Below are 16,298 nucleotides of genomic sequence, written 5' to 3' on the forward strand. Positions count from 1 at the left end.
CCGAAACGGGGACATGCGATGGACACTCAGAGCGACTACGTCGTGGTCGGTACCGGCTCAGCCGGGGCGGTTGTGGCCAGCCGGCTTAGCACCGATCCGGCCACGACGGTGGTGGCCCTGGAGGCGGGGCCGCGTGACAAGAACAGATTCATCGGCGTCCCAGCGGCGTTTTCCAAGCTGTTCCGCAGCGAGATCGACTGGGATTACCTAACCGAACCGCAGCCGGAGCTCGACGGCCGCGAAATCTATTGGCCTCGTGGCAAGGTGCTCGGTGGCTCGTCGTCCATGAACGCAATGATGTGGGTGCGTGGATTCGCATCAGACTACGATGAGTGGGCCGCGCGAGCCGGTCCGCGGTGGTCGTACGCCGACGTGCTCGGCTACTTTCGCCGCATCGAGAACGTCACCGCTGCCTGGCACTTTGTCAGCGGTGACGACAGCGGAGTAACCGGTCCGTTGCATATTTCCCGGCAACGCAGCCCAAGATCGGTGACCGCAGCGTGGCTGGCAGCCGCACGTGAGTGCGGATTTGCCGCTGCGCGGCCGAATTCCCCTCGACCGGAAGGCTTTTGCGAGACCGTCGTCACCCAGCGCCGCGGTGCTCGATTCAGTACTGCCGACGCCTATCTGAAGCCCGCGATGCGCCGTAAAAACCTCCGTGTGCTTACCGGCGCCACTGCTACCCGGGTGGTCATCGACGGCGACCGGGCCGTCGGCGTGGAATACCAAAGCGACGGTCAAACCCGCATCGTCTACGCCCGCCGCGAGGTGGTGCTCTGCGCTGGTGCCGTCAACAGCCCTCAGCTGCTGATGCTCTCCGGCATCGGCGACCGCGACCACCTCGCCGAACACGACATCGACACCGTTTACCACGCGCCCGAGGTCGGGTGCAACCTGCTCGATCATCTCGTCACGGTGCTGGGTTTCGACGTCGAAAAGGACAGCTTGTTTGCCGCCGAGAAGCCCGGCCAGTTGATCAGCTACTTACTGCGACGCCGCGGCATGCTCACCTCCAACGTCGGCGAGGCGTACGGATTTGTCCGCAGCCGACCCGAACTGAAGCTGCCCGATTTGGAGTTGATTTTTGCCCCGGCGCCGTTTTACGACGAAGCGCTGGTTCCACCGGCTGGTCACGGTGTGGTATTCGGCCCGATTCTGGTCGCGCCGCAAAGCCGTGGCCAGATCACGCTGCGGTCCGCCGATCCGCATGCCAAGCCTGTCATCGAACCGCGTTACCTGTCCGATCTCGGTGGCGTAGACCGGGCCGCCATGATGGCGGGCCTGCGGATATGCGCGCGGATCGCGCAGGCCCGCCCGCTCAGAGATCTCCTTGGGTCCATCGCGCGACCGCGCAACAGCACCGAGCTGGACGAGGCCACTCTCGAGTTGGCGCTGGCCACTTGTTCGCACACCCTGTACCACCCGATGGGCACCTGCCGCATGGGCAGCGACGAGGCCAGCGTGGTGGATCCGCAGCTGCGGGTCCGCGGTGTCGACGGACTCCGCGTCGCCGACGCGTCGGTGATGCCCAGCACGGTTCGTGGGCATACGCATGCGCCGTCGGTGCTGATCGGGGAGAAGGCCGCCGACTTAATCCGCAGCTGAGCTGGTCGCCGCCGGCTCAGCGTCGCATGAACCCGATGGCGGTGTAGTCCAGGTCTGCCAGACCCGTCGCGCCGAAGTTGGCCAGCGTGCTGCGGACCGCAACGGTGCCGGGCGACTGGGTAAGCGGCAGGCTGAATCCTTCGGCCCAGATCAGCTCGTCGACCTGGTTGGCCAAGGCCCTCGCCTTGCCGGGATCGAGTTCTGCCAGCGTTCGCTCGATCGCGGCGTCGATTTGCGGGCTACCGATCTTGCCGAAGTTGCTTTCCCCGTCCGAAGCGTAGATCTGGGTGAGCGATGACAGCGGAAACGCGTCGCCCACCCAGCCGAACTGTGCGATGTCGAAAGCCCCCACGTTGACGTAGTCGCTGAAGAAACCGCTGCCGGACTTGGCCTGAAGTTCGAGTTTGACGCCGATCTGCGCCAGGGTGTGTTGGGCGATCTGGGCGAACTGCCGGGTGCTTTGTGCGTCGTAGAACAGATCGCGGATGACGAGCTGGCGACCGTCCTTCTCCCGGAACGCGCCGCTTCGCCTCCAGCCCAGGGCGTCCAGCTCCCGTTTCGCTTGTTCCGGGTTGTAGGCGACAACGCCGCTGTTGTCCTGGTAGCCGTCTTGGCCGGCGACGAAGACGTGGTTGTTCAGTGGCACCGGGTCGCTGGTGAGGCCGTATTGGGCGACCCTGGCGATGGTGTATCGGTCGATGCCCTTGGCGATCGCCAGGCGCAGCGCCTTGTCGGCGAGGATCGACCCAGGCGCACCGTTGAGGGTGAAGTGATACCAGCTGGGCCCGGGGGCGCGCCGGATCGAGATGCCCTTGGTGCGCGCCGCGATGGTCAGCTGGTCCAGTGTGCCGACGCCGGTGGCGTCGATTGTGTTGTTCTGCAGCGCCGGCAGCCGGGCGGCATCATCGAGCACCAGGTATGTGATGCTGTCCAGGCGTGGCCGTGCCCCCCACCATCTCGGGTTACGGGTCAACACGATTCGCTGCGCGGTGCGGTCCAGGGCAGACACGACGAACGGACCCGCCGACGGACCGGGCCCATCGAGTTGACCCTTATTGAATGCCTCGGGTGTGGCGGTCATACTGGCCGGCAGCAGCATGCCGTTGCCCGCGAACATACCGCGCCACTCCGCGTACGGCTTGGCGAACGTCACCACGGCCTGCCGGTCGTCGACCCCTCTGGTTACCGACGCCACACGCTCGGCGCCGCTGCTAGAAGCGATCTCGAATGCCTTGTCGGCGCCGCTGATCGCATGAATCTGGCTGGCGATGTCCCGCCAGGTGATCGGGGTCCCGTCGGACCACACCGCCTCGGGATTGATGGTGTAGGTGACCACCTGCGGGGCGGTCCTGGTCAGCTCGATGCTGGTGAAGTAGTTGGTGTCGACCGTCGTCGAGCCGTCCGGTCCGATGATGAACGCGCGCGGCAAGGTGGCTTTCATCATCGCCGCGACCTCGGCGTTGTTGCCGTCGATGTGCAAGATGTTGAAGTTGGGCGGAAAGTCGGTGAGCGACAGGCGAAGATTGCCGCCGTCTTGCAACGTGGCGGGATCCTGCTGATTGATGTCGCTGGTGGTGCCAACCGCGGCCCTGCGGTCCGCAGTGGGCGCGAGTTCGAGTTGGGTACCGGAGGCCGAGCATCCGGTGAGCACCATAGCCACGACGAGCGGTGTTAATAACGCGAAAGCCCAATATCGAGTCTGCGTCCAGGGTCTGGATTTCCCCTGAAACGACGCCCTGAGCGCAGACGCGATGCCCGGGGCGCAGCCTCGTCGCTGGCCACGGTCAGCCACGACGGGCCGGATCCGGTTGCGGTACCGCGCCCAGCAGTCGCCTGGTGTACTCGTGTTTCGGATTGCCGAAGACCTCCTCACTGTCGCCCTGCTCAACAACGGTACCGGCAAGCATGACCGCCACCTGGTGGGCGAGGTGTTTGACCACCGAAAGATCGTGGGAAACAAATAAATATGACAACCCGAACTGCTCTTGGAGGTCGAGCAGCAGGTTGATGATCCCGGCCTGAATGGAGACATCGAGTGCCGACACCGGTTCGTCGAGTGCCAGGATCTTGGGTTGGAGCGCCAGTGCCCGCGCGATGCCGATGCGCTGCTTCTGACCGCCGGAGAACTCGGCGGGATAACGACTGGCGTCGCCGTGGCGCAGTCCGACGATATCGAGCAGCTCGGCGACCCGCGCGTGAGTCTCGTTCTTGCCGAACCCATTGGCCTGCAATGGTTCGGCAATCAGATCGAAGACCGGCAGCCGCGGGTCTAAGGACGCCACCGGGTCTTGGAAGACCACCTGGATGTCGCGGCGCAGCGATCGGCGTTCCGCTGTCCCCAGCGTGGCGACGTCAGTGCCGAGGACTTCGATCGATCCCGATTGCGGCGCAGCCAGCTCCAGGATCTCGTGCAGGGTGGTCGACTTGCCCGAACCGGATTCGCCGACGATACCCAACGTGCGGCCCTGCCGGAGTTCGAGACTGATGCCGTCGACCGCGCGGACCTCGCCGATCGCCCGGCGCAGCACCACGCCCTTGGCCAGCCGGTAGGTTTTGACTAGATGACGTACCCGCACGACCACCGAGGCGTCGCCGAGTGCAGCCGGGCGGGCCTCGGTTTTGACCCGGTAGATGTCGGCGGCGCTGCGCCCGGTGACCAGCTCGGTGCGGATGCAGGCCGCCCGGTGATCGGTAGCGACGTCAAGCAATTCGGGTTCCGCGGTAAGGCATTCGTCGATGACTAGCGGGCAGCGCGGCGCGAACGGGCAACCCGGTGCCAAGCCCGCCAGCGACGGGGGCGCACCCGGTATCGGCACCAGCCGGGTGCCCTGCGCGGCATCCAGCCGGGGGACCGAGCCTAAAAGCCCCACGGTGTAGGGCATCCGGCGATCGCGGTACAGATCATTCACCCCGGCCGACTCGACGACCCGTCCGGCGTACATCACCAGCGCCCGGTCGGCGAACTCGGCCACGACGCCGAGGTCGTGGGTGATGATCAGCACCCCGGCGCCGGTGACGTCGCGCGCCGCCTTGAGGACGTCGAGGATCTGCGCCTGCACCGTGACGTCGAGCGCCGTGGTCGGTTCGTCACAGATCAACAGGTCGGGATCGTTGGCGATCGCGATGGCGATCACCACGCGTTGGCGTTCGCCACCTGAAAGCTCATGCGGAAACGCACGGGAACGCCGCTGCGGCTGCGAAATACCGACCAGGTCAAGCAGTTCCACCGCACGCCGACGAGCGGCCTTCTTGCCAACACGGGGCTGGTGCACCTCGATGGCCTCGGCGATTTGGTCGCCGACGGTGTAGACAGGGGTGAGCGCAGACATCGGATCCTGGAACACCGTGCCGATCGCCTTGCCTCGAAACCGGGACATCGCGTTGTCGGCAAGCCCCAACAGTTCGGTACCCTGTAGCCGAACCGAACCACGCACCTGCGCGTACTCGGGCAGCAGGCCCACCACCGCCATCGCCGCTGCGGACTTACCTGAACCCGATTCGCCCACCATCGCGACCACCTCGCCGGGCTCGACGCGGTAGCTGATCCCGCGCACCGCGGTCACCGGATCGCCATCGGTCCTGAAGGTGACGGCCAAATCGGTCACCTCGAGCAGGGGGCTCATCGCACACCACGGCGCAGGGATCTGCTGGCTGGGTCCAGCGCGTCGCGCAGGCCATCGCCGGTCAGGTTGGCGCACACCAGAATCAACACCAGGATACTGGCGGGAAACAAGAACACCCACGGGAACGCGGTCGCGGATGCGGTGCCGTCGGCGATCAGGGTGCCCAGCGACACATCCGGCGGTTGAATACCGAAACCAAGGAAGCTCAACCCGGTTTCGGCCAGGATGGCGGCGGCAACATTGAGGGCGGCGTCGATGATCAAGATGGATGCGACGTTGGGCACCACATGGCCGACGATGATCCGGCGGCTGGAGACACCCATATATCGTGCGGCCCTGATGAATTCGCGTTCTCGCAAGCTCATCGTCATCCCGCGCACCATGCGAGAGCTGATCATCCAGCCGAAGCCGGCCAACAACAAGACAAGAAACATGATGTTTGCCGAGTTCTTGGTTCGCGGGGTAACGATGGCGATCAGGATGAAGCTGGGCACTACTAGCAGCAGATCGACCACCCACATCAGTGTCCGGTCCCGCCAGCCGCCGAAATATCCCGAGATCGCTCCAACCGTGGCAGCGATACCAGTCGAGATCACCGCAACGCAAACACCAATCAGCATCGACTTCTGCATGCCACGCAGCGTCTGCGCCAGCAGATCTTGGCCCAGCGCGTTAGTGCCCAGCCAGTGCTTGGTGCCCGGCGGCTGCAGCAATGCGTTGAAATCAAGGTCGTCGTAGGAGTAGGGCAATAGTGGGGGCAGCGCATAAGCGCTGACGAACAGCAGGAGCAGCGCCGCCAGCGACGCCACCGCGGCCCGATTGCGTAGGAACCTGCGCACCACTAGGGTGCGCCGCGAGGCGAATTCCGTCATGACACCCGTACCCTCGGGTCCAAAGCCGCGTAGATCACGTCCGAGAGCAAACCGGCCAGCAACACGACCGCGCCGGAGAACACGGTAATTGCCGCGACGATGTTGGTGTCCTGAGTCGAGATACCGCGGACCATCCATTCACCCATGCCGTGCCAGCCGAAGATCTTCTCGACGAAAACCGCTCCGGTGACCAACCCGGCCACCCCGTAGGCGAACAGCGTGGCCATCGGTATTAGCGCCGTTCGCAGGCCATGCTTGAGTAGGGCCCGTCGTCGGGTCAGCCCCTTGGCGCGGGCGGTGCGAATGAAATCCTGGCCGAGGACATCCAGCATCGCGTTGCGCTGGTAGCGGCTGAACCCGGCGGCGGCCGCCAGCGCCAACGTCAGCGATGGCAGGATCAAATGCTGCAACCGGTCGCCTAGCCGATCCCACACCCCGCCGGCAACGCCGGGTGACGTCTCCCCGGTGTAGTCGAAAAGCTGGATGCCCACTGCCCAGTTGACCCGCAGGGCGCCCAGGATCAACAGGTTGGCCACCACAAACGTCGGTGTGCTCAACACCAGCAGCGCCAGCGTGGTCATGACGCGGTCGCTGAGCCGGTACTGCCGGATGGCACCCCACGCCCCGATCACCACACCGGCCACCGTGCCGAATACCGATCCAACGACCAGCAGCCGCAGGCTGACTCCGATCCGGCGCCCCAGTTCGGTACCGACAGGCTGGCCGGTGATGGTGGTTCCGAAGTCGCCACGGACGGCATGCGATACCCAGTTGGCGTAGCGGGCCAGTATGGGTCTGTCCAAGCCGAGATCGTGTGCCTTGGCATCGATAACCGCTTGCGGTGGGCGCGGACTGCGTTGCATCAGGCTTTCCAGCGGCGAGAACGCCAGCGAGGTCAGGCAGTACGTCAAAAACGACGCCAGCGCCAGCAGCACCAGGTAGTTGAGCAACCGGCGGGCCAGATAGCGCGTCATGCCCAACCACCGCGTCGCATTGGGACAGGGTAGCGAGCCCGGCGATGGCGTGCCGCCAGCGCGCCGGTTGATGGGGTCACCCGTGATCCGGATGGTTCCGCTCGGGCCGATTCTGATGCGTGAAAACTGGGTAACCGGTTGTTAAAATTCACCGCGGCGTCGATCTGAGTAGCAAAGTCCACACCGCGATACCCGAGGAGGCCCGCGTGACGGTTACCGACGACTACCTGGCCAACAACGTGGACTACGCGAGCGGTTTCAAGGGCCCGCTACCGATGCCGCCGAGCAAACACATCGCAATCGTGGCGTGCATGGACGCCCGGCTGGACGTCTACCGCATGCTGGGCATCAAGGAGGGCGAGGCACACGTCATCCGCAACGCCGGATGCGTGGTCACCGACGATGTGATCCGTTCACTGGCCATCAGCCAGCGGCTGCTGGGAACCCGCGAAATCATCCTGCTGCACCACACCGACTGTGGGATGCTGACTTTCACCGACGACGACTTCAAGCGCGCCATCCAGGACGAGACCGGCATCAGACCCACGTGGTCGCCCGAGTCGTACCCCGACGCCGTCGAGGACGTCCGTCAGTCGCTGCGCCGCATCGAGGTCAACCCGTTCGTCACCAAGCACACGTCGCTGCGCGGCTTCGTCTTCGATGTCGCCACCGGCAAACTCAACGAGGTCACGCCCTAGCAGCCCGAGCCGTCAGCCTAGGGCGCACTGGCGCACCGGCAGCCCGCCGAGATGGGGCTGCGTTGACAGCGATAGGGAAGCCTGGTTGCATAGATGGCAATAACCATAAATATGGTCAATCCTACCGGATTTATCAGGTATGAGGACGTGGAACAGGAAGCCATGACCAGCGATGTGACGGTGGGCCCCGCACCCGGCCAGTACCAACTGAGCCATCTGCGCTTGCTGGAGGCCGAAGCCATCCACGTCATCCGGGAGGTGGCCGCCGAGTTCGAGCGGCCAGTGCTGTTGTTCTCGGGGGGCAAGGACTCCATCGTCATGCTGCACCTGGCGCTGAAGGCGTTTCGGCCCGGGCGACTGCCGTTCCCGGTCATGCACGTCGACACCGGTCACAACTTCGACGAAGTTATCGCTACCCGAGACGAGTTGGTCGCCGCGGCCGGGGTGCGGCTGGTGGTGGCGTCGGTGCAGGACGATATCGATGCCGGTCGGGTCGTCGAGACCATCCCGTCGCGAAATCCGATACAGACCGTGACGCTGCTGCGGGCCATCCGGGAGAACCAATTCGACGCGGCATTCGGGGGAGCCCGGCGCGACGAGGAGAAGGCCCGCGCCAAGGAGCGGGTGTTCAGCTTCCGCGACGAGTTCGGCCAGTGGGACCCGAAGGCTCAGCGGCCGGAACTGTGGAACCTCTACAACGGACGGCACCACAAGGGCGAGCACATCCGGGTCTTCCCGCTGTCCAACTGGACCGAATTCGACATCTGGTCCTACATCGGCGCCGAGCAGGTCAGGCTGCCGTCCATCTATTTCGCCCACCGGCGCAAGGTGTTTCAGCGCGACGGCATGTTGCTGGCCGTGCACCGGCACATGCAACCGCGAGCCGACGAGCCGGTGTTCGAGGCCACGGTGCGATTCCGCACCGTCGGGGATGTTACCTGCACCGGGTGCGTCGAGTCGTCGGCATCGACGGTCGCGGAAGTCATCGCCGAAACTGCGGTGGCCCGCTTGACGGAGCGCGGGGCGACCAGGGCTGACGACCGGATCTCGGAGGCTGGAATGGAAGACCGCAAGCGGCAGGGATACTTCTGATGACGACGCTATTGCGGCTGGCGACAGCGGGTTCCGTCGACGATGGCAAGTCCACGCTGATTGGGCGGCTACTCTACGACTCCAAGGCTGTGATGGAAGACCAGTGGGCGTCGGTGGAGCAAACGTCCAAGGACCGGGGCCACGACTACACCGACCTGGCTCTGGTCACCGACGGCCTGCGGGCCGAGCGGGAACAGGGCATCACCATCGACGTTGCCTACCGCTACTTCGCCACTCCCAAGCGGAAATTCATCATTGCCGACACCCCGGGACACATCCAATACACCCGCAACATGGTGACCGGTGCGTCCACCGCCCAACTGGTGATCGTACTGGTGGATGCCCGGCACGGCTTGCTGGAGCAATCCCGCCGGCACGCCTTCCTGGCGTCGCTGCTGGGCATCCGCCACCTGGTGCTCGCGGTCAACAAGATGGACTTGCTTGGCTGGGACCAAGAGAAATTCGACGCGATTCGAGACGAATTCCACGCCTTCGCGGCCCGCCTCGACGTGCAGGACGTCACCTCCATCCCAATCTCCGCGCTGCACGGCGACAACGTGGTGACCAAATCCGACCAGACGCCCTGGTACGAGGGACCGTCGCTGCTGTCGCATCTCGAAGACGTCTACATCGCCGGTGACCGCAACATGGTCGACGTGCGATTCCCGGTCCAGTACGTCATCCGGCCGCACACCCTCGAGCATCAAGACCACCGCAGCTACGCGGGCACCGTGGCCAGTGGGGTAATGCGTTCAGGCGACGAAGTTGTCGTGCTGCCGATCGGTAAGACCACCCGGATCACCGCGATCGACGGCCCGAACGGCCCGGTGGCAGAAGCGTTTCCGCCGATGGCGGTTTCGGTGCGGCTCGCCGACGACATCGATATCTCGCGTGGTGACATGATCGCTCGCACCCACAACCAGCCCAGGATCACACAAGAATTCGACGCGACCGTGTGCTGGATGGCCGACAACGCGGTGCTAGAGCCCGGCCGCGACTACGTTGTCAAGCACACCACCCGAACCGTCCGCGCGAGGATAGCCGGGCTGGATTACCGGCTCGATGTCAACACCCTGCATCGCGACAAGACCGCAACGGCGTTGAAACTCAACGAACTGGGCCGTGTTTCGCTGCGCACCCAGGTGCCGTTGCTGCTTGACGAGTACACCCGCAACGCTAGCACCGGCTCGTTCATCCTCATTGACCCCGACACCAACGGAACGGTGGCGGCGGGCATGGTGTTACGCGACGTCTCGGCCCGCACGCCTAGCCCGAACACGGTGCGGCACAGATCGCTCGTCACTGCGCAAGATCGGCCGCCCAGGGGCAAGACGGTGTGGTTTACCGGACTGTCCGGCTCCGGCAAGTCGTCGGTGGCCATGCTGGTTGAGCGGAAGCTACTCGAAAAGGGCATCTCCGCTTACGTTCTGGACGGCGACAACCTACGGCATGGCCTCAACGCCGACCTGGGCTTTTCCATGGCCGACCGCGCGGAGAACCTGCGCCGGCTGTCGCATGTGGCCACACTGCTCGCCGATTGTGGCCACCTGGTGCTGGTGCCGGCGATCAGCCCCCTTGCTGAGCACCGTGCCCTGGCTCGTAAAGTGCACGCTGATGCGGGAATCGACTTTTTCGAGGTGTTCTGTGACACCCCGCTGCAGGACTGTGAGAGGCGTGATCCCAAAGGGTTGTACGCCAAAGCGCGTGCGGGTGAGATCACGCACTTCACCGGGATCGACAGCCCATATCAGCGGCCCAAGAACCCAGACCTACGGCTTACGCCGGATCGCAGCATAGACGAGCAGGCGCAGGAGGTTATCGACCTGTTGGAGTCATCGTCTTAGGCCGGCCTGGTTGCTCTGCTGTCCCTGGCAAGCGGGTGGCACAATCCTGAAGCATGCGGATGTCAGCTAAGGCGGAGTACGCGGTGCGGGCGATGGTCCAGCTCGCCACGGCCGCCAGTGGCACCGTGGTCAAGACCGACGATCTGGCTGCGGCCCAAGGCATACCACCGCAGTTTCTCGTCGATATCCTGACCAACCTGCGCACCGACCGCCTGGTGCGAAGCCACCGCGGTCGCGAGGGTGGTTATGAATTGGCGCGTCCGGGCACCGAGATCAGCATCGCCGACGTATTGCGCTGCATCGACGGACCGCTGGCTAGTGTCCGCGATATCGGACTTGGCGACCTGCCCTACTCGGGCCCCACTACCGCGCTGACCGACGTTTGGCGCGCGCTGCGCGCCAGTATGCGGTCGGTGCTGGAGGAGACCACGCTGGCTGACGTTGCCGGTGGCGCGCTGCCCGAGCACGTCGCCCAGCTCGCCGACGACTATCGCGCGCAGGAGAGCACGCGGCACGGCGCCTCGCGCCATGGTGACTAGCCGCCAGAGCCATCGGCAGGGCCTGCCTGAGCCAGGTGCAACCGAAGGAGTCAACGAATGGTCAGCACACATGCGGTTGTCGCGGGGGAGACGCTGTCGGCGTTGGCGTTGCGCTTCTATGGCGACGCGGAACTGTATCGGCTGATCGCCGCCGCCAGCGGGATCGCCGATCCCGACGTCGTCAATGTGGGGCAGCGGCTGATTATGCCTGACTTCACGCGATACACCGTTGTTGCCGGGGACACGCTGTCGGCGTTGGCGTTGCGCTTCTATGGCGACGCGGAATTGAATTGGCTGATCGCCGCCGCCAGCGGGATCGCCGATCCCGACGTCGTCAATGTGGGGCAGCGGCTGATTATGCCTGACTTCACGCGATACACCGTTGTTGCCGGGGACACGCTGTCGGCATTGGCTGCGCGCTTCTATGGCGACGCCTCCCTATATCCGCTTATCGCCGCCGTCAATGGCATCGCCGATCCTGGCGTCATCGACGTCGGGCAGGTACTGGTCATATTCATCGGGCGTAGCGACGGGTTCGGCCTAAGGATCGTGGACCGCAACGAGAACGATCCCCGCCTGTGGTACTACCGGTTCCAGACCTCCGCGATCGGCTGGAACCCCGGAGTCAACGTCCTGCTTCCCGATGACTACCGCACCAGCGGACGCACCTATCCCGTCCTCTACCTGTTCCACGGCGGCGGCACCGACCAGGATTTCCGCACGTTCGACTTTCTGGGCATCCGCGACCTGACCGCCGGAAAGCCGATCATCATCGTGATGCCCGACGGCGGGCACGCGGGCTGGTATTCCAACCCGGTCAGCTCGTTCGTCGGCCCACGGAACTGGGAGACATTCCACATCGCCCAGCTGCTCCCCTGGATCGAGGCGAACTTCCGAACCTACGCCGAATACGACGGCCGCGCGGTCGCCGGGTTTTCGATGGGTGGCTTCGGCGCGCTGAAGTACGCAGCAAAGTACTACGGCCACTTCGCGTCGGCGAGCAGCCACTCCGGACCGGCAAGTCTGCGCCGCGACTTCGGCCTGGTAGTGCATTGGGCAAACCTGTCCTCGGCGGTGCTGGATCTAGGCGGCGGCACGGTTTACGGCGCGCCGCTCTGGGACCAAGCTAGGGTCAGCGCCGACAACCCGGTCGAGCGTATCGACAGCTACCGCAACAAGCGGATCTTCCTGGTCGCCGGCACCAGTCCGGACCCGGCCAACTGGTTCGACAGCGTGAACGAGACCCAGGTGCTAGCCGGGCAGAGGGAGTTCCGCGAACGCCTCAGCAACGCCGGCATCCCGCATGAATCGCACGAGGTGCCTGGCGGTCACGTCTTCCGGCCCGACATGTTCCGTCTCGACCTCGACGGCATCGTCGCCCGGCTGCGCCCCGCGAGCATCGGGGCGGCCGCAGAACGCGCCGATTAGCCGCACCACGTATACCCCGCGGGCAGGTGGCCGCTGGCCGATAGCCTCATGTGTGTGAGCGTGGGCGAGTCAGTTGCGCAGTCGCTGCAACAGTGGGATCGCAAGCTGTGGGACGTGGCGATGCTCCACGCGTGCAACGCCGTCGACGAGACCGGCAGGAAGCGCTATCCCACGCTGGGCGTCGGCACTCGATTCCGGACGGCGCTACGGGATTCACTCGACATTTACGGAGTGATGGCCACGCCTGGCGTCGACCTGGAAAAGACTCGCTTCCCTGTCGGGGTGAGATCGGACTTGCTGCCGGATAAGCGCCCCGACATCGCCGACGTCCTGTATGGAATTCACCGGTGGTTGCACGGTCATGCTGACGAATCCTCGGTTGAATTCGAAGTAAGCCCGTACGTGAACGCCAGTGCCGCACTCCGCATTGCCAATGACGGCAAAATTCAGCTGCCAAAGTCCGCAATACTGGGTTTGCTGGCCGTTGCCGTGTTTGCGCCGGAGAACAAGGGCGAGGTCATTCCCCCGGACTATCAGCTCAGCTGGTATGACCACGTGTTCTTCATCAGTGTTTGGTGGGGGTGGCAAGACCATTTCCGCGAAATCGTCAACGTCGACCGGGCATCGCTGGTCGCTCTCGACTTCGGCGACCTGTGGAATGGCTGGACGCCAGTTGGGTAATCCTGGTCGCTTGTCGCCCCGCCGGGCTGGGTTAGATTGCCCGGCTCCTCAACCCGCCGTTTCGGCGTGCATCGTCGCCGGGCTAGGTTAGATTGCCCGGCTCCTCAACCCGCCGTTTCGGCGTGCATCGTCGCCGGGCTAGCCGTCTCGGTCAGCGGACCGGATCGTCGACGCCGCCGCCTGCGCGGCGGCTACCTGGCCGAACGTGGACGGCGGCGGCGCTAGAGTCCCGGGGCGCTCGACGACCTCGGTCGCCCGCGCCGCGGCACCGAGAACCATGGCCCGGTCGGATTCGTCCGCGAACTCGCGCTGTGCTGCCCGCACGACCAGGGCAATTTGGGTTTGCACCGCTACACGGCGCGACGGGTCGACGCAGTTCTGGGCGACCGCGCTGAGCAGCTGCAGCAGCGCAGTGAGCACCAGCGGCTCACGCGAGCCGTAGCGGCGGATCTGGGCACATCCGACGTGCAGGTAGGTGGCGAAGCTGGGGTACGGCAGCCAGAAGAGGAGCTCCCCGGCGCGGTCGCGGCGCACGTCGTCCGGCAGCGCCCGCGATGCCAGCACCGACTCCACGGCCGAAAGATGGTGCACGACTTGGATCGCCGTGTACGGGTCGTTGAGTGCGGGCGATAGTGCCCGCAGCGCGATATCCACCATCTGCCGCAATCCGAAGCGGATGTCCTGCTGCAGGGTGCGCTCGAATCCGATGTGCACATGACGTAAGCAGCGTTGCGGGAAGTCAGACCCTGGCGCGCCCGGCGCGGTGCCCCTGCGCCAGCACCAGCCGAGCAGGCCCCCGGCGGTGACGTAATCGCCGACGAAGGTAACCAGCAGCGCCGTATACCGGCTGGCTGCCGCCAATTCGGCGATGTCGTCGACGTCGACGGTTTGTAGGTAACCCGAGTGCGGGGCCAACAGCGGCACCGCATCAGCCGGGGGGCTGGGCGGTGTCTCTACTTGTCGATCCGCCGTATCCGATTCCGGATACAACTGGTCAACCAGCCCCAGCGTGCGCAGCCGCACCTTGTCCATGATCGTGTCTATCTGGATCGAGTGCATGAGGTGGTGCAGGAAGTAGATCAGCGCGGCGATGCTGACGAATGCCAGCGCGAGTGACCCGGTGACCGCGACTTTGGGAATGAACGCCCCGCCGTCGCGGTGCTCCCCGACGGTGTGTAGCCCACCGGTGCTGTAGGCGAAGGTGCAGGCAAAGATCGCCAGCACCACCTGGTTGGGCACATCGCGCAGGAAGGTTCGTAGCAACCGCACCGAGAACTGGCTGGAGGCGATCTGTAGGGACAGCACCGTCAGCGAGAAGACGATGCCGATGGTGGTGATCATCGTGGCCGACACCACGATCAGCACGCCTCGGGCGTCGCCTGGGGTGCCCTGAAACATCAGCTTGTCGATCAGCGTGCCGGATTTCACGGGAATCATCGACAGGACCGCTCCCGACCCCAGACCGATCGCAACGCCGAATGTCGGCAGCACCCAGACTGCGCCCTGTAAGTAATCCAGTATGGCTTTGCGACGGTTGAGCATGCTGGTTGCGGTCACCGAATAAGCATGCACCCATCCGCGAGCACTAGGCGGAACTACGTAACACTTCGATGCGGCAGTAGAAGCATTTTTCCGCTCTCGCTTCGCCGAGCGTGCACTCATGGCGAGTTTCCGGCCGTTAACCCCAAGTGATCGCTGCAACACTTGGCCAGAGGTGTTGGCGCTGCATGGGTTATCAGAAGGGGTTTCGGGGTCGGGGGGATCGGGTGGCCGATGGGGTGCAGGGGAAGTTCTGGAAGGCGCTCGAATCGGGGTTATCGCCGACGGTGTGTCCTGCTTTCCTACCAAGGCCGACTGCAGGCGGATCCGTGGCGTGCCGGTGTTCGACGGCTATACGCGGATGGTCGCCCGGCTGATGGGATCGCTCGCCGTGTTGCGGTCGGTGAGCATTCCAAAGGGCTACCGGGACTTCGGCTTTGGCAGTCTACGTGCGGTGGCGCCGAAAAACTGCCCGGACGTGAGTGGCTGAGGCGGCCCAATTTCGGACTAGGATTTCTGGCCGCTGGAAGTCACTGATGACACCGTACGTCACCCTTGATCGACAAGTGCGGATGTGGGGACCCGTCCGGGGTCCCCACATCGTGGTGGTCGCTGTTTAGCTCGAGGTCACGTACTGCGGGCAGTAGGCCGACGCGGCGTCAACGGCGAACGTCTTGGCGCCCTTGGCGCTCAGACCGGTCGCCTTGGCCACCGCCTTGATGACCGCTTTGGCCGAGTGACCCTCGTCGAGGGCGTCGCAGACGGCGTGCGCGTCCTTGATGGCGCGCGCTGCGCTCGGCGGAGTGATCCCGTCCGCCTGCAGCTGCGCGAGGAACGCTTCGTCGGTCGAGCTTGCGCTGGCGGTCCCGGCGAAGCCGAGTGCGGCCAGGCCCAAAGTGGCGGCAGTCAAGGTGGTGCCAACCATGGAGGCGGCGAAACGGCGAGTGAACATTGATGATCTCCTTGTGCTGATGTCATCGGAGGTTGCGCTGGTTTGCGTGCCCTCAGAATCAGCACCGGGCCTTGACAGATTCTCAATAAATCCTTGGCAATATCGATACCGGTTCGACGGTGTCCCGACAGTGCAAGGAGAATGGTCCGCCATGGCTGTGCCGGAGCGCGTCAGGCGAATGAGACAACACGGAACGTGCACTCGGCGCACCGGGTCGCCAGCAACGCGGCACGCGGGGCGCCCTGGTTCTTACCCCGACGAATTTGAGAGCGAGACCACGAAGCCAACTATGCGGCCGCCCTCGCGGGTGGCGCCGATCACATTGTTGTAGCCATGCGTGAGGCTAGATCAACCCTTGTGCCCCCGGCAGGATTCGAACCTGCGGCCTTCTGCTCCGGAGGCAGACGCTCTATCCCCTGAGCTACGGGGGCGCACGACGACACGTTGCGCC

At 64.7% G+C, this 16,298-nt stretch carries 14 protein-coding genes and 1 tRNA gene; 8 read left to right on the top strand and 7 right to left on the bottom strand.

The genetic code is table 11. The features are described from left to right. Positions 1–18: 18 nt before the first annotated feature. On the top strand, positions 19–1,605 hold the full coding sequence (locus FF952_RS06810; protein WP_003406598.1) for a GMC family oxidoreductase: 1,587 nt from the start codon (positions 19–21) through the stop codon (positions 1,603–1,605). 16 nt (positions 1,606–1,621) lie between these two features. Here FF952_RS06810 and oppA read toward each other — a convergent pair whose 3' ends face one another. The 4 genes from oppA to FF952_RS06830 are packed head-to-tail and all read right to left on the bottom strand — an operon-like array spanning position 1,622 to position 7,074. Then, the gene (gene oppA, locus FF952_RS06815; protein WP_003900310.1) at positions 1,622–3,397 is read right to left on the bottom strand and encodes an oligopeptide ABC transporter substrate-binding protein OppA; all 1,776 of its coding nucleotides are present in this window, start codon (positions 3,395–3,397) and stop codon (positions 1,622–1,624) included. Next, positions 3,390–5,228: a dipeptide ABC transporter ATP-binding protein gene (locus FF952_RS06820; protein ID WP_003406602.1), complete on the bottom strand. Its 1,839-nt coding sequence runs from the start codon at positions 5,226–5,228 to the stop codon at positions 3,390–3,392. Before FF952_RS06820 ends, oppA begins: the two co-directional genes overlap by 8 nt. Next, on the bottom strand, positions 5,225–6,100 hold the full coding sequence (locus FF952_RS06825) for an ABC transporter permease (protein WP_003406607.1): 876 nt from the start codon (positions 6,098–6,100) through the stop codon (positions 5,225–5,227). The genes FF952_RS06820 and FF952_RS06825 overlap by 4 nt, the downstream gene beginning before the upstream one ends. Then, positions 6,097–7,074, bottom strand: coding sequence for an ABC transporter permease (locus FF952_RS06830; RefSeq protein WP_003406613.1), 978 nt, complete (start codon positions 7,072–7,074; stop codon positions 6,097–6,099). The genes FF952_RS06825 and FF952_RS06830 overlap by 4 nt, the downstream gene beginning before the upstream one ends. A gap of 206 nt (positions 7,075–7,280) precedes the next feature. On the opposite strand from FF952_RS06830, the gene canA reads away from it, so the two are divergent. The 6 genes from canA (at position 7,281) to FF952_RS06860 (ending at position 13,356) form a co-directional block, all read left to right on the top strand. Then, complete coding sequence (canA, locus tag FF952_RS06835; RefSeq protein ID WP_003406616.1) at positions 7,281–7,772, top strand: beta-carbonic anhydrase CanA; 492 nt, start codon at positions 7,281–7,283, stop codon at positions 7,770–7,772. A gap of 93 nt (positions 7,773–7,865) precedes the next feature. Continuing rightward, positions 7,866–8,864, top strand: a complete 999-nt coding sequence (gene cysD, locus FF952_RS06840; protein ID WP_003406618.1) for a sulfate adenylyltransferase subunit CysD — start codon at positions 7,866–7,868, stop codon at positions 8,862–8,864. Continuing rightward, positions 8,864–10,708, top strand: coding sequence for an adenylyl-sulfate kinase (gene cysC / locus FF952_RS06845; RefSeq protein ID WP_003406621.1), 1,845 nt, complete (start codon positions 8,864–8,866; stop codon positions 10,706–10,708). Before cysD ends, cysC begins: the two co-directional genes overlap by 1 nt. Before the next feature lie 53 nt (positions 10,709–10,761). Continuing rightward, positions 10,762–11,247 (top strand): Rrf2 family transcriptional regulator, encoded by a 486-nt coding sequence (locus FF952_RS06850; protein ID WP_003406624.1) that lies wholly within the window; start codon positions 10,762–10,764, stop codon positions 11,245–11,247. Between the two features lie 57 nt (positions 11,248–11,304). Continuing rightward, complete coding sequence (locus tag FF952_RS06855; protein ID WP_003406625.1) at positions 11,305–12,675, top strand: esterase; 1,371 nt, start codon at positions 11,305–11,307, stop codon at positions 12,673–12,675. 54 nt (positions 12,676–12,729) lie between these two features. Continuing rightward, entirely contained in the window at positions 12,730–13,356 is a 627-nt protein-coding gene (locus FF952_RS06860) for an Rv1289 family protein (protein WP_003913213.1), read from the top strand. A gap of 138 nt (positions 13,357–13,494) precedes the next feature. On the opposite strand, the gene FF952_RS06865 is transcribed toward FF952_RS06860, so the two are convergent. Further along, positions 13,495–15,060, bottom strand: a complete 1,566-nt coding sequence (locus FF952_RS06865; protein WP_003406627.1) for a DUF2254 domain-containing protein — start codon at positions 15,058–15,060, stop codon at positions 13,495–13,497. A gap of 10 nt (positions 15,061–15,070) precedes the next feature. Between FF952_RS06865 and FF952_RS06870 the strand changes: the two genes are divergently transcribed. After that, positions 15,071–15,385 (top strand): hypothetical protein, encoded by a 315-nt coding sequence (locus tag FF952_RS06870; protein ID WP_003406628.1) that lies wholly within the window; start codon positions 15,071–15,073, stop codon positions 15,383–15,385. A gap of 126 nt (positions 15,386–15,511) precedes the next feature. Here FF952_RS06870 and FF952_RS06875 read toward each other — a convergent pair whose 3' ends face one another. Further along, positions 15,512–15,847 carry a DUF732 domain-containing protein gene (locus FF952_RS06875; protein ID WP_003406629.1) on the bottom strand — a complete coding sequence of 112 codons (336 nt, stop codon included), beginning with the start codon at positions 15,845–15,847 and terminating at the stop codon, positions 15,512–15,514. Positions 15,848–16,205: 358 nt separating this feature from the next. Beyond that, positions 16,206–16,278: transfer RNA gene (locus FF952_RS06880), tRNA-Arg, on the bottom strand. Positions 16,279–16,298: the final 20 nt, after the last annotated feature.

The sequence above is a fragment of the Mycobacterium tuberculosis complex sp. N0072 genome, from assembly GCF_030323725.1.
GTDB classification, from domain to species: domain Bacteria; phylum Actinomycetota; class Actinomycetes; order Mycobacteriales; family Mycobacteriaceae; genus Mycobacterium; species Mycobacterium tuberculosis.